The following is a 22,334-nucleotide window of genomic DNA, read 5'->3' as shown; positions in this document are numbered from 1 at the left end:
AATGCAGGCAAAACCTGAGTCCGACACCGCGAGGTGCCGGTCTCAGGTTTTTTTTTACTCAGTCAACGCCTCCGGGCATGAAGTAAGGAACGCAGCATGGAATATCAAGCGCTGGCAAAAGAGATCCTCAGCCACGTAGGCGGCAAAGAGAACATCACAAGCCTGGTGCACTGCGCCACGCGGTTGCGCTTTAAACTTAAAGAGATGAAAAAAGCCGATGCCGAAGGCTTAAAAGCCAACCCCGGCGTGATTATGGTGGTGGAAAGCGGCGGCCAGTTTCAGGTGGTGATTGGTAACCACGTTCATGATGTCTGGCAAGCAGTGCGTAACGAAGCGGGCTTAACAGACGATACGCCCGTGGCGGCAGGCGATGATAAAGGCAGTCTGTTTGGCCGCATCATTGATATCATTTCCGGCATTTTCACCCCTTTTATCGGCATTCTTGCGGCGTCCGGTATCCTTAAAGGTTTACTGGCGCTGGCGGTCGTATGTGGCTGGCTCACGACCACCAGCGGCACGTACAAAATCTGGTTCGCCGCCAGCGACGCGCTCTTTTTCTTCTTCCCGCTGATCCTCGGTTACACCGCCGGGAAAAAATTTGGCGGCAACCCGTTTATTACGATGGCGATTGGCGGCGCGTTAACGCACCCATTAATGATAAGTGCCTTTGAAGCCGGCCAGGCGAGCGGAGCGGTGAGCGAAACCTTCCTGGGTATGCCGGTCACCTTCATCAATTACAGCGGGTCGGTGATCCCCATTATTCTGGCTGCGTGGGTTAGCTGCTGGCTGGAAAAGCAGGGCAACCGCTTTCTGCACGCGTCGATTAAGAACTTCTTCACACCGCTGTTTTGCATTGCCATTACCGTGCCGCTGACATTTCTGGTGATTGGCCCGATCGCCACCTGGCTTAGCCAGATGCTGGCGCATGGCTACCAGGCGGTTTACACGCTGGCACCGTGGCTGGCGGGCGCGGCGCTCGGCGCGCTGTGGCAGGTTTGTGTGATTTTTGGTCTGCACTGGGGGCTGGTGCCGTTAATGATCAACAACCTGGCGGTGTTCGGCCAGGACACCATGCTGCCTGTCCTGCTGCCTGCGGTATTAGGCCAGGTGGGAGCAACGCTGGGGATCTTCCTGCGTACCCGCGATGGCCGACAGAAAATGCTGGCAGGCTCCGCCATCGCCGCCGGTATTTTTGGTATTACCGAACCGGCGGTCTACGGTTTAACGCTGCCGCTGCGTCGTCCGTTTATTTTCGGTTGTGTCGCCGGGGCGATGGGCGGCGCGATTGTTGGCTTCAGCAACAGCCATGTTTACTCCTTCGGTTTTGCCAATGTCTTTACGCTGGCGCAGATGATCCCGCCGGGCGGCGTTGACGCCACGCTGTGGGGCGGCATTGTCGGGTGTGTTGTAGCGCTGGTGCTCTCCTGCGTATTGACGTTTGTTGCCGGTCTGCCGGCAACGACCGTTGCCGCAGAGCCGGTTGACGTTGTCCCGGCAACGGCCAGCGCGGTCCTCGCGCCGATGAACGGTAGCGTGCTGGCGCTCGACCAGGTGCCGGACACCACTTTCGCCAGCGGTTTGCTGGGGGAAGGGGTGGCGATTATTCCGGCCGATGGTCGGGTGGTGGCGCCGTTTGCCGGTGAAGTAGCTTCGTTGTTTGAAACCAAACACGCTATAGGCCTGCTCGGCGATAACGGCATTGAAGTGCTTATCCACGTCGGTATCGACACGGTGAAACTCGACGGGAAGCCCTTCACCGCCCATGTGCAGGTGGGTGACAAAGTGAAAGCCGGCGATCTGCTGCTGGAGTTCGATCGCGAGGCGATTATCGCCGCCGGATTCGATCTCGCCACGCCCATTATCATCAGTAACAGCGACAGCTTCGGTGGCGTTCACACCGTGGCCTCCCGTTCAGTTCAGGCCGGTATGCCGCTGCTTGCGGTTGCGGGTTAATCAAAGGAGAAAGAGATGAAAGCATTTCCGAAAGCGTTCTTATGGGGGGGCGCACTCGCGGCCAATCAGGTGGAGGGCGCGTATCTTGAAGGTGGGAAAGGTCTTTCGACCTCTGATGTACAGCCAAAAGGCGTGTTTGGCGATGTTGTCGAACGTGTGCCGGGTGACAGCGCCCTGAAAGATGTGGCGATCGATTTCTATCACCGCTACCCGGAAGACATCGCCCTGTTTGCCGAGATGGGGTTTCGCTGCCTGCGAGTGTCGATAGCCTGGACGCGCATCTTCCCCAACGGGGATGAGCCCGCGCCGAACGAAGCCGGCCTGGCATTTTACGACAAGCTGTTTGATGAGCTGGCAAAACATGGCATCACGCCGCTGGTCACGCTCTCCCACTATGAGATGCCATGGGGGCTGGTAAAGCAGTACGGCGGCTGGGGCAACCGCAAAACCATCGCGTTTTTCGAACGTTATGCGCGCGCGGTGTTCACCCGCTATGCCAGCAAAGTGAAACTGTGGCTGACCTTTAATGAGATCAACATGTCGCTGCACGCGCCGATGACCGGCGTAGGTCTGCCGGAAACCAGCAGCAAAGCGGAGGTGTACCAGGCCATTCATCACCAACTGGTGGCGAGTGCGCTGGCGGTAAAAGCCTGCCACGAGATTGTCTCTGACAGCAAAATCGGCAACATGTTGCTGGGCGGTTTGATGTATCCGCTGAGCTGTAAACCGGAAGATGTGCTGGAAGCGCTCCAGCAGAACCGTAGCTGGGAATTTTTTGGCGATGTACAGTGCCGTGGCGCCTATCCGGGCTATATGCTGTGCTATTTCCGCGACAACGGCATTCGCATCGATATCACCGATGCTGACCGTGACGCGCTGAAATCGACTATCGATTTTATCTCTTTTAGCTACTACATGACCGGTTGTGTCACTACTGATGAAGAGCTGAACCAGAAAGCGCGCGGCAATATTCTCAGCATGGTGCAGAACCCGCATCTGGCAAGCTCTGAGTGGGGCTGGCAGATTGACCCGATTGGCCTGCGCACACTGCTTAATATGTTGTGGGATCGCTGGCAGAAGCCGCTGTTCATCGTTGAAAACGGTCTGGGCGCGAAAGACAAGGTGGAAGCGGACGGCAGCATTAACGACGATTACCGCATTGTTTATCTTAACGATCATCTGGTGCAGGTGCGCGAAGCGATTGACGATGGCGTGGAGGTGATGGGCTACACCAGTTGGGGGCCGATTGATCTGGTCAGCGCCTCCAAAGCGGAGATCTCTAAGCGTTACGGCTTCATTTATGTCGATCGCGATGATAATGGCAACGGCACCCTTGCACGCAGCCGTAAGAAAAGTTTTTACTGGTATCGCGATGTCATCGCCAGCAATGGCGAGAGTCTGAAATAACACCCGCTCTGCCCGCGTTGAGCGGGCAGAGGCGTCAGTTAAGGCGTTTAGCGATAAACGCTTTCAGCCACATTACCGCCGGATCGCTGCTGTGGCGCTGATGCCACAGCATTGCCAGCTCAATTGGCTGCACATCCAGCGGCAGCGGGCTGCTCGCAAACCCGCGCGTGCGCTGCCACTCCTGCGCCAGGCCTGCCGGTACGGTTGCCAGTGCGGGCATGGTCTCCAGTAACCCCGGCAGGGCGGCGAAATGCGGCGTGGTGTAGTAGATGCGGCGCTGATGGCCGGTTTTTGCCAGCAGCGTGTCGAAGTGGCTGCTGGTGGCTTCCCGGTAGCTGACCATTAAGTGCGGCTGCGCGGCAAAAGTGTCGATATCCAGCGGTGCGCTCAACGCCAGCTGTTGCGGATGCCAGAGCGTGATAAACGGCATGGTGGTCAGCACCTCGCGCTCCAGCCAGCGCGGTCCGGCCTCGGCGACGCTTATCGCCATATCCATCTCGCCGCCTTCCAGCCGACCTGCGTCGCTGAAGGGATCGCTGGCCACCACATTCAGGCGCATGCCAGGCGCGGCCTGTTGCAACGCCGGGATCAGCTTCGGCATCAGCCACATTTCCACCCAGTCCGCCATCCCGAGCGTCAGCGTAACGGTTGCCGTTTGCGGATCAAATGCCGTTTGCTGAAACAGCGCGCTTTGCAACTGCTCCAGCAGCGGTAGCAGTTCTGTGTGCAGCTCCACGGCGCGGGCGGTGGGCTGCATTTTATGGCCGCTACGAATAAACAACGGATCGTCAAACAAGGTACGCAGACGCGACAGCACACCGCTTACCGCCGGTTGACCCAGATGCAGCTTATCCGCTGCGGCGGAAACGCTCTGTTCGCGAAACAGCACCGCAAAGGCGATCAATAAATTAAGATCGATTTTGCGGAAATCATTCTCTTTGATAGTCATTATTACTCCAATCAATTGGAGTGATAGTAGCCGTTGCCGGATACTGGCGCAATGAAAACGACTGGAGAAGAGTATGAAACATTATCCACTTCTGTTGGCGCTGGCGACGGCGGGGTTGAGTTTTGGCGCTATTGCCGCCACACCGCTCTCAACACACCAGCCGCAAGCGCCGGGTTTTTACCGCATGGCGATGGGCGACTGGCAAATCACCGCCGTTTCCGATGGCACCGTAGCGGTTCCGTTCGACAAACTGTTGACCCATATCACCCCGGAGCAGTTGCAGGAACGGATGGCGCAGGCCAGTTTACCCGTCAATGCCGAAACCTCGATCAACGCCTTTGTGATTAACACCGGTAAGCAGCTCATTCTGGTGGATGCCGGTGCCGGGCAGTTGTTTGGTGACGCGGGCGGTCATCTGCCGGAAAACCTGCGGGCGGCGGGCATTGATCCGGCGACCATCGATACGGTGCTGTTGACGCATATCCATGCCGATCACTCCGGCGGCGTGCAGCGCGACGGCAAACCGGTATTTGCGAATGCCACCGTGCGGGTCGATCAGCGTGATGTCGATTTCTGGCTCAACCCGGCACATGAAAAAGAGGTAGAAGAGGGGCAGCGCCATACTTTTGCGGAGTCCGAACGCTCGCTGCGCCCGGTTATCGATGCCGGTAAGCTCAGCCCCTTCCGTGCGCCAACGCAAATTATCCCCGGCATTGAAGCGATCCCGGCCCCGGGACACACGCCAGGCAGCGTCATTTACCGCGTCACTCACGGCGGTAAGACGCTGATGCTGTGGGGCGATATTATTCACGCGCACCCGGTGCAACTCCCCCAGCCGGAAGTGGCGATCCATTTCGATGTTAATCAGCAGCAAGCGGTAACAACCCGTGAAAAGGTGCTGGCGCAGGTCGCGCGTGAAGGCGACTGGGTGGCCGCGGCGCATATTGCTTTCCCGGGTATCGGTAAAGTGATGAAAGCGGACAACGGTTATCGCTGGGTGCCGGTGAATTACAGCGCTAAGGGGAATTAATCAGCAAAGCCGGGTAGCGGGAGCTACCCGGCGACACAGTTAGAAGATCATCTTAAATACGCCAGTGACCACCAGCAGACCAATCAGAAAGATAATCAGGATTGCCCAAAGCAGTATCTTCATCATTTTCTTCGTCCTTTTTATATGCAGGTAGTTAAAAGCGTAGGCAATCTCACGCAGTTGTGCCTTTTTCCTATACTTACCTGTCTATTTGTTAACCAGAGGACGACCTATGCCTGTAACCAAAGTTGCGATTGTGACCGCCGCCGATTCCGGGATTGGCCGACAGTGTGCGCTGATGCTGGCGGAACAGGGGTTTGATATCGGCATTACCTGGCATTCGGACGAAAAGGGCGCGAAAGAGGCTGCTTTGCATGTTGAGGCGCTTGGACGGCGGGCGGAAACCATCCACCTCGATCTCAGCCAGTTGCCGGAAGGGGCGCAGGCGATTGAGACGTTGATTTCCCGCTTCGGGCGCATTGACGTGCTGGTGAATAACGCCGGGGCGATGAGCAAAACCCCGTTTCTTGATATGAAATTTGAGGACTGGCGCAGCATTTTTACCGTCGATGTCGACGGCGCGTTTCTCTGCTCGCAAATCGCCGCCAGGCACATGGTGCAGCAGGGGCAGGGCGGGCGCATTATTAATATCACCTCGGTGCATGAGCATACGCCGTTACCGGACGCCAGTGCCTATACCGCCGCCAAACACGCGCTCGGCGGGTTAACCAAATCGATGGCGCTGGAACTGGTGGATCACAACATCCTGGTCAACGCCGTCGCGCCGGGGGCAATAGCCACGCCGATGAACAACATGCGCGATGAAGATGCAAAACCGGGTTCGTTGCCCATTGTTCCGCTGACAAGACCGGGCACCACCAAAGAGATCGCCAGCATGGTTGCCTGGCTCTGTTCAGAACATGCCAGCTACACCACCGGACAATCGTTGATTATTGATGGCGGTTTTATGCTGGCTAACCCGCAGTTCAAACCGAAAACGGCTTAGTCGTTCGCCGCGTTGCGCTGGCGTTTTTTCCGCCGATGATGAAACCACCAGCGCAGCGCCACCACCAGCACGATGGCGAGAATCAGCCAGATCCAGCGTTTAACATGCTGGTCGAACTGGTGCAGCCACGGGCCAATCACTTCCCCGCCTACGTAACCGAGCGTGGTAAACAGCAGTGCCCAGACGATGGCACCCACGATGTTGAGCGGCAGAAAGATTTTCGGTCGTAAACGGCTGGTGCCAATCAACAGTGGGCCAATAATACGAAAGCCGTACATAAAACGTGAACCGATAACAAACAGGTAGGGATGGCGGCGGATGAGCGACTGCGCCTGGTGGATTTTTTCCCGGTGGCGGGAGAAGCGGCGCAGGATTTTCGTGCCGTAGCGTCTGCCGAGCAGATAGAGCAACTGATCGCCGATCATGCCGCCCAGCGCCACGGATATCACCACCAGCCAGAACCGTAATAGCCCCTGGTGCGCGGCGACACCGCCCAGCAGGGTAATTGTCTCTCCTTCAGCCACACTACCAATCACCAGCGCGGCGTAGCCGTACTGGCTAATCAGATGATTGATATCCATTGTTTTTATGTCCTCCCGGTAAAACGCTTTTAAGCATACACCCGATATCGCGCCTTCGCCGGAATGACGCCGTTTCGTTGTCGCGCCATTTTTGTTGTTGTACAAAAAATAATCGTAATAGTGAATTATACTGACAGTGTCGATGTTCGGGCTTTCAGCGAGGGGGCGTTATGAACCATGTCTGGGGACTCTTTTCCCATCCCGATCGTGAAATGCAGGTTATTAAGGGCGAAAACGAGACAATTTCGCATCATTACACTCACCATGTATTAATCATGGCGGCCATTCCGGTTGTCTGCGCGTTTATTGGGACGACGCAAATCGGCTGGAATTTTGGTGAAAACAGTGTGGTGACGCTGTCATTGTTTACCGGTTTCTATCTGGCGGTGCTGTTTTATGCGTTGATGCTGGCAGGCGTGGCGGTGATGGGGCGCGTGATCTGGTGGATGGCGCGTAGCTTGCCGCAGCGGCCCTCATTAGGGCGCTGCATGGTGTTCGCCGGTTATGTGGCGACGCCGCTGTTTCTCAGTGGGATTGTGGCGCTCTATCCGCTGGTGTGGCTTTGCGCGCTGGTGGGGACGGTGGCGCTGTTTTACACCGGTTACTTGCTGTATGTCGGTATCCCAACCTTCCTGAATATCAATAAAGAAGAGGGCTTAAGTTTCTCAAGCTCGACGCTGGCGATCGGGGTGCTGGTACTCGAAGTGCTGCTGGCGCTGACGGTGATCCTGTGGGGTTACGGTTACCGCTTGTTCTAAACCTGTTGCGTTGCTGGCGTAAATGTCGGCAACGCAATCTCTCGCAACGATTATCCTCTGGCGGCAACCCTGCGTGGCGGCTATTATGCCAAAGCCAGCTCTGTTATTGCTCCGGCTGACAGAAGCGGTGTGCGTAATAACGTGCGTGAATAATTTTCAGAAGTCTCACCATGCAGAAATTTCGAGTTTCCTTATTAAGCCTGGCGTTAATACTGGCTGCGCCCGTGGCGCCGTTTGCCGTCGCGAAAACCACAGCGGCGACCACCGCCGCACAACCTGAAATCGCTTCAGGTAGCGCGATGATTGTCGATCTGCAAACCAATCAGGTTATCTACTCCAGCCACCCTGATCTGGTGCGTCCTATTGCTTCCATTACCAAGCTGATGACAGCGATGGTGGTGCTGGATGCGCACCTGCCGCTGGATGAGAAACTCAAAGTGGATATCAGCCAGACGCCGGAGATGAAAGGGATTTACTCTCGCGTGCGCCTCAATAGCGAAATCAGCCGTAAAGATATGCTGCTGCTGGCGCTGATGTCTTCGGAAAACCGCGCGGCGGCGAGTCTCGCGCACCACTATCCGGGCGGTTATAACGCCTTTATCGCGGCGATGAACGCCAAAGCGAAAGCGCTGGGCATGACTAATACCCATTATGTTGAACCGACCGGCCTGTCAATTCACAACGTCTCGACCGCCCGCGACCTGAGCAAGCTGTTAATTGCCACCAAACAGTATCCGCTGATTGGTCAGCTCAGCACCACGCGTGAAGAGATGGCCACCTTCGCCAACCCGGCTTATACACTGCCGTTTCGCAATACTAACCACCTGGTGTACCGCGATAACTGGAACATTCAGTTGACGAAAACCGGCTTTACCAATGCGGCAGGACACTGCCTGGTGATGCGCACCGTGATTAACAACAAACCGGTAGCGCTGGTGGTGATGGATGCGTTTGGCAAATTTACCCACTTTGCCGATGCCAGTCGTTTGCGCACCTGGATTGAAACCGGCAAAGTGCAGCCGGTTCCGGCTTCTGCATTAAGCTATAAGCGCCAGAAAGCGGCGCAGATGGCACAAAACCCTTCTGCGGGTGAGCAGACCGCGCAAAACGATTAATTACTCCGGCAGCGTCCAGTCACCGTCGTTGAGTGGACGCTGCATGATCAGCGTATCCCGCCAGTCGCCTTTCTTGTAACCGACGCTTCGCAACTGCCCGGCAATCTCAAACCCGTGCTTTTTATGCAGCCGCAGCGAACCGGAATTGTTGTTGCCATCGCCAATCACCGCAATCAGTTGCCGCCACGGGCCTTCTTCGCAACGTGCGATCAATGCGCTCATCAACGTGCTGCCAATACCACGCCCGGTCATGCTGGCATCCACATAAATGGACTCTTCGAGCGTGTAACGATAGGCCTCGCGCGGACGGTAATAACCGGCATAGCAATAGCCGACCACGATGCCGTGATAGAGCGCCACCATCCACGGCAAACCCTCTTTCGCGATGCGATTCATGCGGCTGCGCATTTCATCAATAGTAGGTGGGACTTCTTCAAAGGAGGCCCGGCCGTGCAGAACATGCCAGGCGTAAAGCGAAGCGATGGCGTGAACGTCGTCAGGGCAGGCGTCGCGCACTACCACCGCAGGACCGGATAAGATATCGACAGCTGACATAACGGGTGTGCTCCTTCAAAGCAGGCGGCCATAGAAACGTTTCTCTGGCGCTGTTCGCTACTCTATTACGAAAGGAGCACACAATACAGCCCGTCGCCGGGTTATTTCATCGCCGTTGACGATGCATTATCTGTCGCCGATTCTTCCTGCCAGAACTTACGCTTGCTGGTTTTACCGATGCCGGGGTTCATGCTGTTTGTCGGGTCGTTTCCTTTATAAAAACGTTTTAACGGTTCAGCGGCTTCATACAGATGCCCGACGTTATGCTCGGCCGGATATTGCGCGCCACGCTGGCGTAACAGTTCCAGCATTTGCGCTTTCAGCGCATGGGCATCCACGCCTTTTTTCACAATGTAATCCTGGTGGAAAACATGGCACATAAAGTGGCCGTAATAGAGTTTATGCACCAGCTGGCTGTCGATTTCCGGCGGCAGATGCTCAAACCAGTCGCTGTCATTGCGGCGCAGCGCGATATCCAGCGCCAGAATATCCTCCACTTCATCGGCATGAACGGCCTGGTAGCGGATCGCCGCACCGGCGGCGGCAAAGCGGTGTAAAAACGCTTTGCTCCCCTCTTCAGGAGTGCAAACGAAGAAATCCCCCTCGGCACTGGCAAAGTACGTTTTCAGCCAGTTTTCTGCTTCCGCAATGCCATCGCCGGACATTTTCAGTAGCAAGTGGTGCTCATATTTATCGCGCCATTCTTTCATGCGCGGCGGCAGGTGAGACGGGAAAAAGCCACTGATTTTTTGCAATGAGCGGTCAATAAAATGCGGCTTAAACACCGCCGCCTTTTCCAGTAGCGCTTCGGTGCGGCCTTTCATGGTGAAGAAGAACGGCATTTTGTCGGTGCCGAGTTTATCGATCATCAGGAAGGTGTCTTTACCGTAGCGTTCGGCGATATCGTAAATATCGCGATGCATATACTCACCGGCGACCGGCAGGTGTTCGAAGTTCGCCAGAATATGACGGCGGATCTCCGCCAGCACTGCCGTTTGATTGGTACCGATGTAGAACACTTGCTGGCGCGTTTCGGCCGGGAAGGTATCCAGACGCACGGCGAACACCGCCAGTTTGCCCGCACAGCCGGACGCTTCGAACAAGCGCTGCGGGTCGGCGTTGTAACGCGCCGGCGTGTCGGCATCGACATCGCGCACGCGGGTGACGTAATCATGATCGTGGCCGTGGCGCTGGTCGTGCAGCACGTCGCTATCGCTCACACGATCGTCATCGAGCTTGCTTAAAATCTGCTCCGGCGTTTCCCCCAGCGAAATCCCTAAATGGTTTACCAGCACCAGTTTGCCCTGCTCATCGATACGCGCGAACAGCGACATTTCGGTGTAGGCCGGGCCGCGTTGCACCAGCGAACCGCCGGAGTTATTGCAGATCCCGCCGATGACCGACGCGCCAATGCAGGAGGAGCCGATCACCGAATGCGGCTCGCGGCCCAGCGGTTTAAGCGCTTTTTCCAGCGAATAGAGCGTCGTACCCGGGTAGGCAAGCACCTGTTCGCCGTTATCCAGCAGGTGCAGCTTATCAAGGCGCAGGGTGCTGATAATCACGATTTCCCGGTCATAATCATTGCCGTTTGGCGTCGATCCTTCCGTCAGCCCGGTGTTGGCCGCCTGCATCAGAATAATTTTATCGGCGTTAACACAGGCCTGCAGAACGCGCCATAATTCGACCAGCGAGCCGGGGAAAACCACCGCCAGCGCATCGCCCTGTCCAGAGCGAAAGCCTTTACGATAGCGGGCCGTTTTGGCCGGGTCGGTAAGCAGGTGAGAAGCGCCAACCAGCCGTTTGAGTTCGCTGATAAAGGCGTTGTTTGGATGTGACATTATCCACTCCTTGTGGCTAATCATTGTTCAAGACATTTCATTCTTCGGGCCGTCTTTTATTGGCGTTGGCACCCGGAAGCTTATCTCAGTAAGCGTCATAAGAATGTGAACCTGCCGCTTTGGCGCGTTATGCATGATGACGTGTAAAGTGCGCATTAATGGTAGTCCCGTAAAACCAAACGGGGGAGCGAATTCGCATAAAAATCAGAGTCCCACTCTGCAACACGTGCCAGGATTATGGCACACTGCGTTTCTTTCGCGGCCAGTGACCGCGGTTATGGGTGAAAAACAAGAGAGTAAACGACATGAAATGGCTATGTTCTGTAGGTGTCGCTGTGAGCCTCGCGCTGCAACCAGCGCTGGCTCAGGAGATGTTCGGCAACCATCCGCTGACGCCAGAAGCAAGGGATGCGTTTGTCACTGAGTTGCTCAAGAAAATGACGGTCGATGAAAAAATCGGCCAGTTGCGTTTAATCAGCGTCGGGCCGGATAACCCAAAAGAAGCCATTCGCGACATGATCAAAGCAAGCCAGGTCGGCGCGATTTTTAACACCGTCACCCGGCAGGATATTCGCGCCATGCAGGATCAGGCGATGCAGCTTAGTCGTCTGAAAATCCCTCTGTTTTTCGCCTATGACGTGGTACACGGCCAGCGTACCGTCTTCCCGATTAGCCTCGGTCTTGCTTCCAGTTTTAACCTTGATGCGGTGAAAACGGTGGGCCGCGTTTCTGCCTATGAGGCGGCGGATGACGGCCTGAATATGACCTGGGCGCCAATGGTCGATGTCTCGCGCGATCCGCGCTGGGGCCGCGTTTCTGAAGGGTTTGGCGAAGATACGTACCTGACCGCTGAAATGGGTCGCACCATGGTAGAAGCGATGCAGGGCAAAAGCCCGGCGGATCGCTACGCGGTCATGACCAGCGTGAAACACTTCGCCGCTTATGGCGCGGTTGAAGGCGGTAAAGAGTACAACACCGTTGATATGAGCCCGCAGCGCCTGTTCAACGACTATATGCCGCCGTACAAAGCCGCGCTGGACGCTGGCAGCGGCGGCGTCATGGTGGCGCTGAACTCGCTCAACGGCACGCCGGCGTCATCTGACTCGTGGTTGCTGAAAGATCTGCTGCGTGACGAATGGGGCTTTAAAGGCATCACCATTTCCGATCACGGGGCGATTAAAGAGCTGATAAAACACGGCACCGCCGCCGACCCGGAAGACGCCGTGCGCGTGGCGCTGAAGTCCGGCATCAACATGAGTATGAGCGATGAGTACTACAGCAAATACCTGCCGGGCCTGGTGAAATCCGGCAAAGTGACGATGGCGGAACTTGATGATGCCACCCGCCACGTACTGAATGTGAAGTACGATATGGGGCTGTTTAACGATCCGTACAGCCACCTGGGGCCGAAGGAGAGCGACCCGAAAGACACCAATGCCGAAAGTCGTCTGCACCGCAAAGAAGCGCGTGAAGTGGCGCGCGAAAGTATGGTGCTGCTGAAAAACCGTCTGGAAACGCTGCCGCTGAAAAAATCGGGCACCGTGGCGGTGGTGGGCCCGCTGGCCGACAGCAAACGCGATTCAATGGGCAGTTGGTCTGCGGCTGGTGTCGCCGATCAGTCCGTTACCGTGCTGACCGGTATCCGCAACGCGCTGGCCGGTAAAGGTGAAGTGGTGTATGCCAAAGGGGCAAACATCACCAATGACAAGGATATCGTTAATTTTCTCAATCTCTATGAACCGGCGGTAGTGGTTGATCCGCGCTCGCCCAAAGAGATGATTGATGAAGCGGTCGCTGCGGCGAAAAAATCCGACGTGGTTGTTGCGGTTGTCGGTGAAGCACAGGGCATGGCGCATGAAGCCTCCAGCCGTACCGATATCACCATTCCGCAGAGCCAGCGCGATTTGATTGCCGCGCTGAAAGCCACCGGCAAACCGCTGGTGCTGGTGCTGATGAATGGTCGTCCGCTGGCGCTGGTGAAAGAGGATCAGCAAGCCGACGCCATTCTGGAAACCTGGTTTGCCGGCACCGAAGGCGGCAACGCCATTGCCGATATTCTGTTTGGTGATTACAACCCGTCCGGCAAACTGCCGATGTCTTTCCCGCGCTCGGTTGGTCAGATCCCGGTTTATTACAGCCACCTGAACACCGGACGCCCGTATGACGCCGATAAACCGAACAAATATACCTCCCGCTACTTCGACGAAGCGAACGGCCCGCTCTATCCGTTTGGTTATGGCCTGAGCTACACCACCTTTAAAGTCTCTGACGTGAAGATGTCTGCGCCGTCGATGACGCGCACCGGCAAAGTGACCGCCAGCGTTGAGGTGACCAACACCGGCAAGCGAGAAGGCGAAACGGTTATCCAGATGTATTTGCAGGATGTCACCGCGTCAATGAGCCGTCCGGTAAAACAACTGCGCGGCTTTGATAAGGTGAATCTGAAACCGGGCGAAACCCAAACCGTTAGCTTCCCGATCGATATTAATGCGCTGAAATTCTGGAACCAGCGCATGAAATATGACGCGGAGCCGGGCAAATTCAACGTCTTTATCGGCGTTGATTCCGCGCGCGTGAATCAGGGCGCTTTCGAACTGCGTTAACCTTTCCCAGGCCGGGAAACCGGCCTGATTTTCCTCGCTATATCTTATTCCTTTATCGTTTAGGGCTCTCAGGCGACAAAGCGGCTATTTTTCGGCTACGCTCTTTTCTCAAGCTGCTGAAAAAGGCGGTAAAAAATGAGGGAAGTACAATGACAATCATGAAAAAGATTGCGTGCTCAATAGGGTTGATGGCCGCCGTGAGCCTCCCGCTGCAGGCGGCGGAGCCGGTAAAGGTCGGTTCTAAAATTGATACCGAAGGGGCGCTGCTGGGCAATATCATTTTGCAGGTTCTGGAAAGTCATGGCGTAAAAACAGTCAATAAAGTGCAACTCGGCACCACGCCAGTGGTGCGCGGCGCGATCACCTCTGGTGAGCTGGACATTTATCCGGAGTACACCGGTAACGGTGCGTTCTTCTTTAAAGATGAGAACGATGCGGCGTGGAAAAACGCGCAGCAGGGCTACGAGAAAGTCAAAAAGCTGGATGCCGAAAAAAATAAGCTGGTCTGGCTAACCCCCGCCCCGGCGAACAACACCTGGACGATTGCGGTGCGTCAGGATGTGGCGCAGAAAAACAAACTTAACTCGCTTGAGGATCTGAGCCGCTACCTGAAGCAGGGCGGTGAATTTAAGCTCGCCGCTTCGGCTGAATTCATTGAGCGCACCGATGCGCTGCCCGCGTTTGAAAAAGCCTACGACTTTAAGCTGAAACAGGATCAATTGTTGTCGCTGGCCGGTGGCGATACGGCGGTCACCATCAAAGCAGCAGCGCAGCAAACCTCCGGCGTCAATGCGGCGATGGCCTACGGTACGGATGGACCGGTGGCAGCGCTGGGGCTGCAGACCCTGAGCGATCCGAAAGGGGTGCAGCCCATCTATGCGCCAACGCCAGTGGTTCGCGAATCTGTGCTGAAAGCCTACCCGGAACTGGATACGTGGCTAAAACCGGTCTTTGCCAGCCTGGATGAGAAAACGCTGCAAAAACTCAACGCCAGTATTGCGGTGGAAGGGCTGGATGCGAAGAAAGTCGCGGCTGACTACCTGAAAGAAAAAGGCCTGGTGAAATAATTACCCCTATGGATGTTTCGATACGCTGCCATAACCGTGTGTTGTTGCTGTTGGCGGTACTGGGCGGGTTGGCGGCGTGGCTGCCGTTTGTGAACTATGCGCCAAACCGGCTGGTCTCCGGCGAAAGCCGCGCCTTATGGCAGCTTTTTTCCGCGCTCTGGTTACTGGCACCCGCGATATTACTGGCGATGAGTTTTCTGCCCGGTCGCGGTGCGCAGGTGGCAACGTTGCTGTTCACCGAAGTGCTGTTCTGCCTGCTGATATGGAGCGCGGGCAGGGCGGCGACCGATCTCGTGCAAACGGGCAGCCCGCTGGCGCGCACATCACCCGGCAGCGGGTTATGGCTGTGGCTGGCACTGACGCTTTTGGCCTGTAGCGATGCGATTCGCCGCGTGGTGGTAAACCCCGTGTGGCGCTGGTTGCTGCATGCGCAGGTGTGGTGCTTTCCTCTCTATTTATTACTCAGCGGCGCGCTGGATAATCTCTCACTGCTACGCGAATACACCAATCGCCAGGATGTGTTCAACGATGCGCTGGCGCAGCATTTAACGCTGTTGTTTGGCACGCTGTTGCCTGCGCTGGTGTTCGGCTTCGCCGTCGGGTTGTGGTGCTATCGTCATCCTTCCCGGCAGGGACCGGTATTCGCTCTGCTCAACGTCATTCAAACCATTCCTTCGGTGGCGCTATTCGGCTTACTGATAGCCCCGCTTGCCGGGCTGGTACAGCAATTTCCTGAGCTTGGTCGTTTTGGCATTGCCGGAACCGGCCTGACACCGGCACTGATTGCGCTCATTCTCTATGCCTTACTGCCGCTGGTGCGCGGCGTGGTCGCCGGATTAAACCAGGTATCGCAGGAGGTGCTGGAAAGCGCCGAAGCGATGGGCATGAGCGCGCGTCAGCGTTTCTGGCAGGTGCGCGTGCCGCTGGCGCTTCCGCTGCTGCTGCGCAGCCTGCGGGTGGTGGCGGTGCAAACGGTCGGGATGGCGGTGATTGCCGCATTGATCGGCGCGGGCGGGTTTGGTGCGCTGGTCTTTCAGGGGCTGCTTAGCAGCGCGCTGGATCTGGTGTTGCTGGGCGTCATTCCGGTTATCGCGATGGCGGTGATCGTTGATGCGTTATTTGCGTTAGGGATAGCGCTGCTGAAGGTGAAACATCATGATTGAATTTAATAATGTCAGTAAAACCTTTGCCGGTCAGCCCGCGGTTAGCCATCTCGATTTGCAGGTTAAAACTGGCGCGTTTTCGGTGTTGATTGGCACCTCGGGTTCCGGAAAATCCACCACCCTGAAGATGATTAACCGGCTGGTGGAGCATGACGAAGGCACAATTACCTTTGCCGGGGTAGATATCCGCTCGCTGCCGGTGCTGGAGCTGCGCCGTCGCATGGGGTATGCCATTCAGTCGATTGGATTATTTCCTCACTGGACGGTGGCGCAGAACATTGCCACCGTGCTGCAACTGCAAAAATGGTCGCGCGCGAAGCGCGACGCGCGGGTTGATGAACTGATGGCCTTGCTTGGGCTGGAGTCTTCCCTGCGCGAGCGTTTTCCCCATCAGCTTTCCGGCGGTCAGCAGCAGCGTGTGGGCGTTGCCCGTGCGCTTGCCGCCGATCCGGAAGTCCTGCTAATGGATGAACCTTTCGGCGCGCTTGATCCCGTGACACGCGCGGCGTTACAGCAGGAGATGGTGCGTATTCACCGCCTGCTTGGGCGCACCATTGTGCTGGTGACGCATGATATTGACGAAGCGTTGCAACTGGCCGATCACCTGGTGTTGATGGATGGTGGCAAGGTGGTACAGCAGGGCACGCCGTTATCGATGCTGACCGCGCCGCGTAACGATTTCGTGCGCGAGTTTTTTGGCCGCAGCGAGCTTGGCGTGCGGCTGCTCTCATTGCGTCAGGTGAGCGGATATCTGCGCAGTGAACGCGTTGATGTCGGTGAACCGCTTCAGGCAGCGATGACGCTGCGTGAAGCGCTCTCGGCGTTTGTCGCCCAGCAGTGCGAGGTGTTGCCGGTGAATAATGCGCAGGGGCAGCCCTGCGGCAGTCTGCATTTTCGCGATTTGCTGCGTGTGGAGGCCGCCTGTGAAGATCCTGCGTGATCCGCTACTGTGGCTGATGGTGCTGTTTATTGCGCTGCTGGTCTGGTTGCCGCACAGCGCGGCGCTGTTTAGTTCGTTCTTTCCGCAACTGCCGCGCCCGGTCTATTTGCAGGAGAGTTTTGTTTCGCTTACCGTCGCCCATTTCTCGCTGGTCGCGGTTTCCAGCGTGATAGCGATTGTGCTGGGCGTTGGCGCAGGCATTGCGGTCACGCGTTCTGCCGGGCGGGAGTTTCGCCCGCTGGCGGAAACCATTGCCGCCGTGGGGCAAACTTTTCCCCCGGTGGCGGTGCTGGCGATTGCCGTGCCGGTAATGGGCTTTGGTAAACAACCGGCGATTATTGCGCTGGTACTGTATGGCGTATTGCCGATTTTACAGGGGACGCTGGCGGGGATCGCCTCGGTGCCGGAAAGCGTGCAAAGTGTGGCGAAAGGCATGGGTATGAGCACGTGGCAGCGGTTGTTAAAAGTCGAATTACCACTCGCCGCACCGCTGATTATCGCCGGGGTGCGCACGTCGGTGATTATAAATATCGGCACCGCCACCATCGCTTCCACGGTGGGTGCAAGTACGCTGGGGACGCCAATCATCATTGGCCTGAGCGGTTTTAATACGGCTTATGTGGTGCAGGGGGCGGTGCTGGTGGCGCTGGCAGCGATTATTGTCGATCGGGGATTTGAACGGCTGGCGCAGCGGCTCAACCGACACCGCCACGCACAATAAACGAATAACCGGCGAGCATGACGCCACCAATTCCGCCGATAGCCATCAGCAAAAAGATAGCGATAACAAGGATTTTACCAGACTTCATTTTATGCTCCTTCTGAATCAGGCTGGCATTATAAAGGCAAGTTGAGTTGTTAATAAAACATTAAATGCCGAGCAACCAGACGCTGTGTCCCGCGTCGCGCCATGCCAGCATCTGCTGTTGCTGCGATTCACCCGGCGTTTCGCCGCACCACACCAGCAGTGTCCGGCCGGGAAACATCTCCGGGCGCAGCTGGGGCAGGGCGTGCGCCAGAATATCCACCCGCCATCCCTGCTGGCTTGCCATCCAGCCCTCCAGCCACAGCCGCGTGGTGTCCTGCACATTCCAGCCAACCACCAGCGCGTCTTTGCCCGGTTTTTTACGCGCAGATGTCAGGCAGCCGGAAATGTAATTGATAAGGATGCCGTCAAGCAGGCTCAGCATCGCCAGCAGGGCGGGCTGCTGAGTTTGTAGCCGCAATCGTAAAGGGATGAGCAGATGCGTTGTCAGCGCCTGCGCAGGATAGTCTCGCCCGTGCTCTTTGATCCACTGATGCAGACGATGCGGGTCACCCTGTTGCAGGTATTGCAGAGCGGTTTCTTGCTGGGCGCGCCAGCCATCATGCGTCTCAGCCAGCGCCGGAGAGAGCAGCTTTTGCACTTTGCTGACCTGCACGCCGGTCTCTATCCAGCGTTTGATCTCCCGAATGCGGTCAATGTCCTCTTCGGTAAATAACCGGTGGCCGCCATCCGTACGCTGGGGTTGTAATAGTCCATAACGTCGCTGCCAGGCCCGCAGCGTCACGGGGTTGATGTCGCATAACAACGCCACTTCACCGATTGTGTAAAGCGCCATGGTGTTACCCTCGCCAGCCGACTCCCTGTATAACTGTAGCCGCTGCCGTCTGGCACAGGATGCGCAGCCGCAAAATTGCGCAAAATGTGTGCGAACGGTTAATCACTCTGGCTTACTTTGTGATGCGGAGCACGATTTTGTATTTTTTTGCAGCGCTTCAAAGAAACATCTGAAAACACCCTGTATGTTACGCGCTTTGGTTGATGTGGTGTTGCGGGTATGTACGAGTTCAATCTGGTGTTGCTGCTGCTTCAGCAGATGTGTGTGTTTCTGGTTATCGCCTGGTTGATGAGCAAAACGCGGCTGTTTATTCCGCTGATGCAGGTGACCGTGCGCTTACCGCATAAGCTGCTGTGCTATGTCACCTTCTCCATTTTTTGCATTCTCGGCACCTATTTCGGCCTGCATATCGAAGATTCTATCGCCAACACGCGCGCGATTGGCGCGGTGATGGGCGGTCTGCTCGGCGGCCCGTTAGTGGGCGGTCTCGTCGGGTTAACCGGCGGTATTCACCGCTATTCGATGGGCGGCATGACCGCGCTGAGCTGCATGCTCTCTACGTTTGTTGAAGGGTTGCTCGGCGGCCTGGTGCACCGCGCGCTCATCAAACGCGGGCGCACCGATCTGGTGTTCAGCCCGTTTACCGCCGGGGCGGTGACCTGCGTGGCGGAACTGATCCAGATGCTGATTATCCTGCTTATCGCCCGTCCGTTTGATAGCGCCTTGCACCTGGTGCAGAGCATTGCTGCGCCGATGATGGTGACTAACACCGTGGGCGCGGCGCTGTTTATGCGCATCCTGCTCGATAAGCGCGCAATGTTTGAAAAGTATACGTCGGCGTTTTCCGCCACCGCGCTGAAAGTGGCTGCGTCGACGGAAGGGTTTCTGCGCCAGGGCTTTAACGAAGAGAACAGCATGAAGGTGGCGCTGGTGCTCTATAAGGAGCTCGATATTGGGGCGGTGGCGATAACCGACAGGGAAAAACTGCTGGCCTTCACCGGTATCGGTGATGATCACCATCTGCCGGGGCGACCTATCTCATCGGTCTGGACGCAGCGCGCCATTGAAACCGGGGAAGTGGTTTATGCCGATGGCAACGAAGTGCCCTACAAATGTTCGCTCCACCCGCAATGTAAACTCGGCTCAACGCTGGTGATCCCGCTGCGTGGCGAAAACCAGCGCGTTGTGGGCACGATCAAATTGTATGAAGCGAAAAACCGCCTGTTCAGCTCCATCAACCGCACGCTGGGCGAGGGGATTGCCCAACTGCTTTCGGCGCAGATCCTTGCCGGGCAGTATGAGCGGCAAAAGGCGCTGCTTACCCAGTCGGAAATCAAGCTGCTGCATGCGCAGGTAAACCCGCATTTCCTGTTTAATGCCCTGAACACGCTAAAAGCGGTGATCCGCCGCGACAGCGATCAGGCCGGGCTGCTGGTGCAATATCTCTCCACGTTCTTTCGTAAAAATTTAAAACGGCCGTCGGAAGTAGTGACGCTGGCGGACGAAATTGAACATGTAAACGCCTACCTGCAAATTGAAAAAGCACGTTTTCAGTCGCGCTTGCAGGTGCAGTTGCATGTGCCGGAGGCGTTATCGCACCTGCAACTTCCGGCATTTACCCTGCAACCGATCGTGGAAAATGCTATCAAACATGGCACATCGCACCTGCTGGGCGTGGGTGAGATTGTGATTAACGCCAGCCAGGACGGACGGCATCTGGTGCTGGACATTGAAGACAATGCCGGTTTGTACCAGCCGAAAACCGACGCCAGTGGATTAGGGATGAGCCTGGTGGATAAGCGCCTGCGCGCGCGTTTCGGCGATGAGTGCGGCATTACCATTGCCTGCGAGCCGGATCTGTTTACCCGCATTACCTTACGACTCCCGCTGGAGGAACACGCATGTTAAAAGTGCTGATTGTTGATGATGAACCGCTGGCCCGGGAAAACCTGCGTATTCTGCTCCAGGAAGAGAGCGACATTGAGATTGTTGGCGAGTGCGGCAACGCCGTCGAAGCGATTGGCGCGGTACATAAACTGCGCCCGGATGTGCTGTTTCTTGATATCCAGATGCCGCGCATTAGCGGGCTGGAGATGGTCGGCATGCTCGATCCGGGCAACCGACCGTATGTGGTTTTTCTGACGGCGTTTGATGAATACGCAGTGCAGGCGTTTGAAGAACACGCGTTCGATTATCTGCTTAAACCGATCGAAGCTCGCCGCCTGGAGAAAACCCTCAGCCGTCTGCGTCTTGAGCGAAACGTGCAGGATATGTCGGTGTTGCCGGAAAACCAGGAAGCGCTGAAATTCATTCCCTGTACCGGGCATAGCCGCATCTGGTTATTGCAGATGGACGAAGTGGCATTTGTCAGTAGCCGCATGAGCGGCGTGTATGTGACCAGCCAGGAGGGCAAAGAGGGGTTTACTGAGCTGACACTGCGCACGCTGGAGAGCCGTACGCCGCTGGTACGTTGCCACCGCCAGTACCTGGTTAATATGGCGCATCTTAAAGAGATCCGCCTTGAAGATAACGGCCAGGCGGAATTACTGCTGCGCGATGGCCTGACGGTGCCGGTGAGTCGACGTTATCTGAAAAATTTAAAAGAGGCGTTGGGGTTGTAAATTCCTGTGCGATGCCTACACTGCGCGCTGGTTCATCATTTCCGGAAACAAATATGCTTAATAACGATATCCTGCGCAGCGTGCGTTACACCCTGCAAGCTGATAATACCGCGCTGGTGCGCATTCTGGCGCTGGCAGACACGGTAGTGACCGTTGAACAACTGGCACCCTGGCTGCGCAAAGAAGATGAGGAAGGTTATAAGCCGTGCCCGGATATTGTGTTGTCTGCGTTTCTGAATGGCCTTATCTATGAAAAGCGTGGCAAAGATGAAACCGCACCGCCGCTGGTGGCCGAACGTAAGCTGAATAACAACATCGTGCTGAAAAAGCTGCGCATCGCCTTCTCGTTAAAGACTGACGATATTCTGGCCATTCTGACTGCCCAGCAGTTTCGCATCTCTATGCCGGAAATTACCGCCATGATGCGCGCGCCGGATCATAAGAACTTCCGCGAATGCGGCGATCAGGTGATGCGTTATTTTTTGCGTGGTCTGGCGGTACGCGAGCAAAAACCGAAGGGTAAAACCGAAGCGGAATAATCAACTATCCTTCAGGCTGCATCGCTGTGGTTTAGCGCCGCCAGCAACGCGCAGCCTGAAGGAGAATATGACTTACTGGACTTCTTTAAAGCCGCGTGATTTCAGCAGCTCTTCTGATTTCTTCATGCTGATTTTGCCATTGACCGTGCCGGTAAACTCGGAACCTTGCAGATTGTTCAGCGCAGCAAAATCGACCTCGTTGTAATCCACATCCAGCGTCTCCTGGGCGTAGGTTTCCTGATAATCCACGCTCTCTTTGATCCCTTTAATGCTCTGGTATTTTTTGCTGATCGGATCCAGAACCTTCATGGCTTCCTCTTTGTTTTTCGCGCCAATTGAGGAGTATTCAATTTTGTTTTTCGCCGTCTGGCGCTCGACCTGGTCACCTTTGTAGTAATAGGTGAGCGTCACTTCTGTGCCCGCTTGTGCGAAGCTAAACGTTTTGCTCTGCTCTTTTTCACCACAGCCGCTCAGGCCAATAAGTAAAGCGACAGAAAAAAGTGCGGCGATGAGTTTACTCAATTTCACGATAATCCCCTGTTTTCCATGTGAGGTAATGTTTGGTAATGCAAAATTGAGTATAGAAAAAGGCGCTGAATTCAGCGCCT

Annotated in this window: 22 protein-coding genes; 14 read left to right on the top strand and 8 right to left on the bottom strand. The window is 56.1% G+C overall.

Annotated features, from left to right (window positions below; genetic code table 11):
• Positions 1-96: 96 nt before the first annotated feature.
• Complete coding sequence (gene bglF, locus IP581_RS15065; protein WP_193820754.1) at positions 97-1,953, top strand: PTS beta-glucoside transporter subunit IIABC; 1,857 nt, start codon at positions 97-99, stop codon at positions 1,951-1,953.
• A 15-nt stretch (positions 1,954-1,968) separates the two neighbouring features.
• Positions 1,969-3,360: a glycoside hydrolase family 1 protein gene (locus IP581_RS15060; RefSeq protein ID WP_193820753.1), complete on the top strand. Its 1,392-nt coding sequence runs from the start codon at positions 1,969-1,971 to the stop codon at positions 3,358-3,360.
• Between the two features lie 34 nt (positions 3,361-3,394).
• Here the strand turns inward: IP581_RS15060 and IP581_RS15055 are convergent, their stop codons facing one another.
• Entirely contained in the window at positions 3,395-4,309 is a 915-nt protein-coding gene (locus tag IP581_RS15055) for a LysR family transcriptional regulator (RefSeq protein ID WP_097399395.1), read from the bottom strand.
• 73 nt (positions 4,310-4,382) lie between these two features.
• Between IP581_RS15055 and IP581_RS15050 the strand changes: the two genes are divergently transcribed.
• On the top strand, positions 4,383-5,339 hold the full coding sequence (locus IP581_RS15050; protein WP_097399396.1) for an MBL fold metallo-hydrolase: 957 nt from the start codon (positions 4,383-4,385) through the stop codon (positions 5,337-5,339).
• 39 nt (positions 5,340-5,378) lie between these two features.
• Here the strand turns inward: IP581_RS15050 and yohP are convergent, their stop codons facing one another.
• Positions 5,379-5,462, bottom strand: a complete 84-nt coding sequence (gene yohP / locus IP581_RS15045) for a small membrane protein YohP (RefSeq protein ID WP_000698460.1) — start codon at positions 5,460-5,462, stop codon at positions 5,379-5,381.
• 109 nt (positions 5,463-5,571) lie between these two features.
• Here yohP and IP581_RS15040 point away from each other — a divergent pair, with 109 nt between their 5' ends.
• Positions 5,572-6,345, top strand: coding sequence for an SDR family oxidoreductase (locus tag IP581_RS15040; RefSeq protein ID WP_193820752.1), 774 nt, complete (start codon positions 5,572-5,574; stop codon positions 6,343-6,345).
• Here IP581_RS15040 and IP581_RS15035 read toward each other — a convergent pair.
• On the bottom strand, positions 6,342-6,926 hold the full coding sequence (locus tag IP581_RS15035; protein WP_086868211.1) for a DedA family protein: 585 nt from the start codon (positions 6,924-6,926) through the stop codon (positions 6,342-6,344). The genes IP581_RS15040 and IP581_RS15035 overlap by 4 nt on opposite strands.
• A 170-nt stretch (positions 6,927-7,096) precedes the next feature.
• Between IP581_RS15035 and IP581_RS15030 the strand changes: the two genes are divergently transcribed.
• Both IP581_RS15030 and pbpG read left to right on the top strand, forming a co-directional pair.
• The gene (locus tag IP581_RS15030; RefSeq protein WP_017459802.1) at positions 7,097-7,684 is read left to right on the top strand and encodes a Yip1 family protein; all 588 of its coding nucleotides are present in this window, start codon (positions 7,097-7,099) and stop codon (positions 7,682-7,684) included.
• Between the two features lie 170 nt (positions 7,685-7,854).
• Positions 7,855-8,799: a D-alanyl-D-alanine endopeptidase gene (gene pbpG, locus IP581_RS15025; RefSeq protein WP_193820751.1), complete on the top strand. Its 945-nt coding sequence runs from the start codon at positions 7,855-7,857 to the stop codon at positions 8,797-8,799.
• Here pbpG and IP581_RS15020 read toward each other — a convergent pair whose 3' ends face one another.
• Complete coding sequence (locus IP581_RS15020) at positions 8,800-9,354, bottom strand: GNAT family N-acetyltransferase (protein ID WP_097399399.1); 555 nt, start codon at positions 9,352-9,354, stop codon at positions 8,800-8,802.
• A gap of 101 nt (positions 9,355-9,455) precedes the next feature.
• Positions 9,456-11,192 carry a D-lactate dehydrogenase gene (dld, locus tag IP581_RS15015; protein ID WP_193820750.1) on the bottom strand — a complete coding sequence of 579 codons (1,737 nt, stop codon included), beginning with the start codon at positions 11,190-11,192 and terminating at the stop codon, positions 9,456-9,458.
• A 305-nt stretch (positions 11,193-11,497) separates the two neighbouring features.
• Here dld and bglX point away from each other — a divergent pair, with 305 nt between their 5' ends.
• From bglX to IP581_RS14990, 5 genes are all read left to right on the top strand, one after another.
• On the top strand, positions 11,498-13,795 hold the full coding sequence (gene bglX, locus IP581_RS15010; RefSeq protein WP_193820749.1) for a beta-glucosidase BglX: 2,298 nt from the start codon (positions 11,498-11,500) through the stop codon (positions 13,793-13,795).
• A gap of 149 nt (positions 13,796-13,944) precedes the next feature.
• The gene (gene osmF, locus IP581_RS15005) at positions 13,945-14,862 is read left to right on the top strand and encodes a glycine betaine ABC transporter substrate-binding protein OsmF (protein ID WP_086868221.1); all 918 of its coding nucleotides are present in this window, start codon (positions 13,945-13,947) and stop codon (positions 14,860-14,862) included.
• Between the two features lie 8 nt (positions 14,863-14,870).
• Positions 14,871-16,025 (top strand): ABC transporter permease, encoded by a 1,155-nt coding sequence (locus tag IP581_RS15000; RefSeq protein WP_193820748.1) that lies wholly within the window; start codon positions 14,871-14,873, stop codon positions 16,023-16,025.
• Entirely contained in the window at positions 16,018-16,965 is a 948-nt protein-coding gene (locus IP581_RS14995) for an ABC transporter ATP-binding protein (protein WP_086868227.1), read from the top strand. Before IP581_RS15000 ends, IP581_RS14995 begins: the two co-directional genes overlap by 8 nt.
• A complete protein-coding gene (locus IP581_RS14990; RefSeq protein ID WP_193820747.1) occupies positions 16,949-17,686 on the top strand; it encodes an ABC transporter permease in 738 nt (245 codons plus the stop codon). The genes IP581_RS14995 and IP581_RS14990 overlap by 17 nt, the downstream gene beginning before the upstream one ends.
• On the opposite strand, the gene IP581_RS14985 is transcribed toward IP581_RS14990, so the two are convergent.
• Together IP581_RS14985 and mlrA are read right to left on the bottom strand one after the other, a co-directional pair.
• The gene (locus IP581_RS14985; protein ID WP_086868231.1) at positions 17,661-17,774 is read right to left on the bottom strand and encodes a protein YohO; all 114 of its coding nucleotides are present in this window, start codon (positions 17,772-17,774) and stop codon (positions 17,661-17,663) included. The two genes, IP581_RS14990 and IP581_RS14985, sit on opposite strands and share 26 nt — an antisense overlap.
• A 60-nt stretch (positions 17,775-17,834) precedes the next feature.
• Complete coding sequence (gene mlrA, locus IP581_RS14980) at positions 17,835-18,566, bottom strand: HTH-type transcriptional regulator MlrA (protein WP_086868233.1); 732 nt, start codon at positions 18,564-18,566, stop codon at positions 17,835-17,837.
• A gap of 219 nt (positions 18,567-18,785) precedes the next feature.
• On the opposite strand from mlrA, the gene IP581_RS14975 reads away from it, so the two are divergent.
• From IP581_RS14975 to IP581_RS14965, 3 genes are read left to right on the top strand one after another with little or no spacing between them, the layout of a single operon-like run.
• Positions 18,786-20,474 (top strand): sensor histidine kinase, encoded by a 1,689-nt coding sequence (locus IP581_RS14975; protein WP_086868235.1) that lies wholly within the window; start codon positions 18,786-18,788, stop codon positions 20,472-20,474.
• The gene (gene btsR, locus IP581_RS14970; protein ID WP_086868237.1) at positions 20,468-21,187 is read left to right on the top strand and encodes a two-component system response regulator BtsR; all 720 of its coding nucleotides are present in this window, start codon (positions 20,468-20,470) and stop codon (positions 21,185-21,187) included. The genes IP581_RS14975 and btsR overlap by 7 nt, the downstream gene beginning before the upstream one ends.
• A 53-nt stretch (positions 21,188-21,240) precedes the next feature.
• Positions 21,241-21,726 (top strand): YehS family protein, encoded by a 486-nt coding sequence (locus IP581_RS14965; RefSeq protein WP_086868239.1) that lies wholly within the window; start codon positions 21,241-21,243, stop codon positions 21,724-21,726.
• Positions 21,727-21,798: 72 nt separating this feature from the next.
• Here the strand turns inward: IP581_RS14965 and IP581_RS14960 are convergent, their stop codons facing one another.
• Positions 21,799-22,254 (bottom strand): YehR family lipoprotein, encoded by a 456-nt coding sequence (locus IP581_RS14960; protein ID WP_086868241.1) that lies wholly within the window; start codon positions 22,252-22,254, stop codon positions 21,799-21,801.
• Positions 22,255-22,334 lie beyond the last annotated feature (80 nt).

The sequence above is a fragment of the Kosakonia pseudosacchari genome (assembly GCF_015167415.1).
GTDB classification, from domain to species: Bacteria; Pseudomonadota; Gammaproteobacteria; order Enterobacterales; family Enterobacteriaceae; genus Kosakonia; species Kosakonia pseudosacchari.
Note: the sequence above shows the minus strand (reverse complement) of the source record. Positions and strands in the feature narration are given on the sequence as shown.

Excerpts from the sequence above, each read along its gene's own strand:
- bglF (WP_193820754.1), top strand. The coding sequence starts at position 97 with ATGGAATATCAAGCGCTGGCAAAAGAGATCCTCAGCCACGTAGGCGGC.
- IP581_RS15060 (WP_193820753.1), top strand. The coding sequence starts at position 1,969 with ATGAAAGCATTTCCGAAAGCGTTCTTATGGGGGGGCGCACTCGCGGCC.
- IP581_RS15055 (WP_097399395.1), bottom strand. The coding sequence starts at position 4,309 with ATGACTATCAAAGAGAATGATTTCCGCAAAATCGATCTTAATTTATTG.
- IP581_RS15050 (WP_097399396.1), top strand. The coding sequence starts at position 4,383 with ATGAAACATTATCCACTTCTGTTGGCGCTGGCGACGGCGGGGTTGAGT.
- yohP (WP_000698460.1), bottom strand. The coding sequence starts at position 5,462 with ATGAAGATACTGCTTTGGGCAATCCTGATTATCTTTCTGATTGGTCTG.
- IP581_RS15040 (WP_193820752.1), top strand. The coding sequence starts at position 5,572 with ATGCCTGTAACCAAAGTTGCGATTGTGACCGCCGCCGATTCCGGGATT.
- IP581_RS15035 (WP_086868211.1), bottom strand. The coding sequence starts at position 6,926 with ATGGATATCAATCATCTGATTAGCCAGTACGGCTACGCCGCGCTGGTG.
- IP581_RS15030 (WP_017459802.1), top strand. The coding sequence starts at position 7,097 with ATGAACCATGTCTGGGGACTCTTTTCCCATCCCGATCGTGAAATGCAG.
- pbpG (WP_193820751.1), top strand. The coding sequence starts at position 7,855 with ATGCAGAAATTTCGAGTTTCCTTATTAAGCCTGGCGTTAATACTGGCT.
- IP581_RS15020 (WP_097399399.1), bottom strand. The coding sequence starts at position 9,354 with ATGTCAGCTGTCGATATCTTATCCGGTCCTGCGGTGGTAGTGCGCGAC.
- dld (WP_193820750.1), bottom strand. The coding sequence starts at position 11,192 with ATGTCACATCCAAACAACGCCTTTATCAGCGAACTCAAACGGCTGGTT.
- bglX (WP_193820749.1), top strand. The coding sequence starts at position 11,498 with ATGAAATGGCTATGTTCTGTAGGTGTCGCTGTGAGCCTCGCGCTGCAA.
- osmF (WP_086868221.1), top strand. The coding sequence starts at position 13,945 with ATGACAATCATGAAAAAGATTGCGTGCTCAATAGGGTTGATGGCCGCC.
- IP581_RS15000 (WP_193820748.1), top strand. The coding sequence starts at position 14,871 with ATGGATGTTTCGATACGCTGCCATAACCGTGTGTTGTTGCTGTTGGCG.
- IP581_RS14995 (WP_086868227.1), top strand. The coding sequence starts at position 16,018 with ATGATTGAATTTAATAATGTCAGTAAAACCTTTGCCGGTCAGCCCGCG.
- IP581_RS14985 (WP_086868231.1), bottom strand. The coding sequence starts at position 17,774 with ATGAAGTCTGGTAAAATCCTTGTTATCGCTATCTTTTTGCTGATGGCT.
- mlrA (WP_086868233.1), bottom strand. The coding sequence starts at position 18,566 with ATGGCGCTTTACACAATCGGTGAAGTGGCGTTGTTATGCGACATCAAC.
- IP581_RS14975 (WP_086868235.1), top strand. The coding sequence starts at position 18,786 with ATGTACGAGTTCAATCTGGTGTTGCTGCTGCTTCAGCAGATGTGTGTG.
- btsR (WP_086868237.1), top strand. The coding sequence starts at position 20,468 with ATGTTAAAAGTGCTGATTGTTGATGATGAACCGCTGGCCCGGGAAAAC.
- IP581_RS14965 (WP_086868239.1), top strand. The coding sequence starts at position 21,241 with ATGCTTAATAACGATATCCTGCGCAGCGTGCGTTACACCCTGCAAGCT.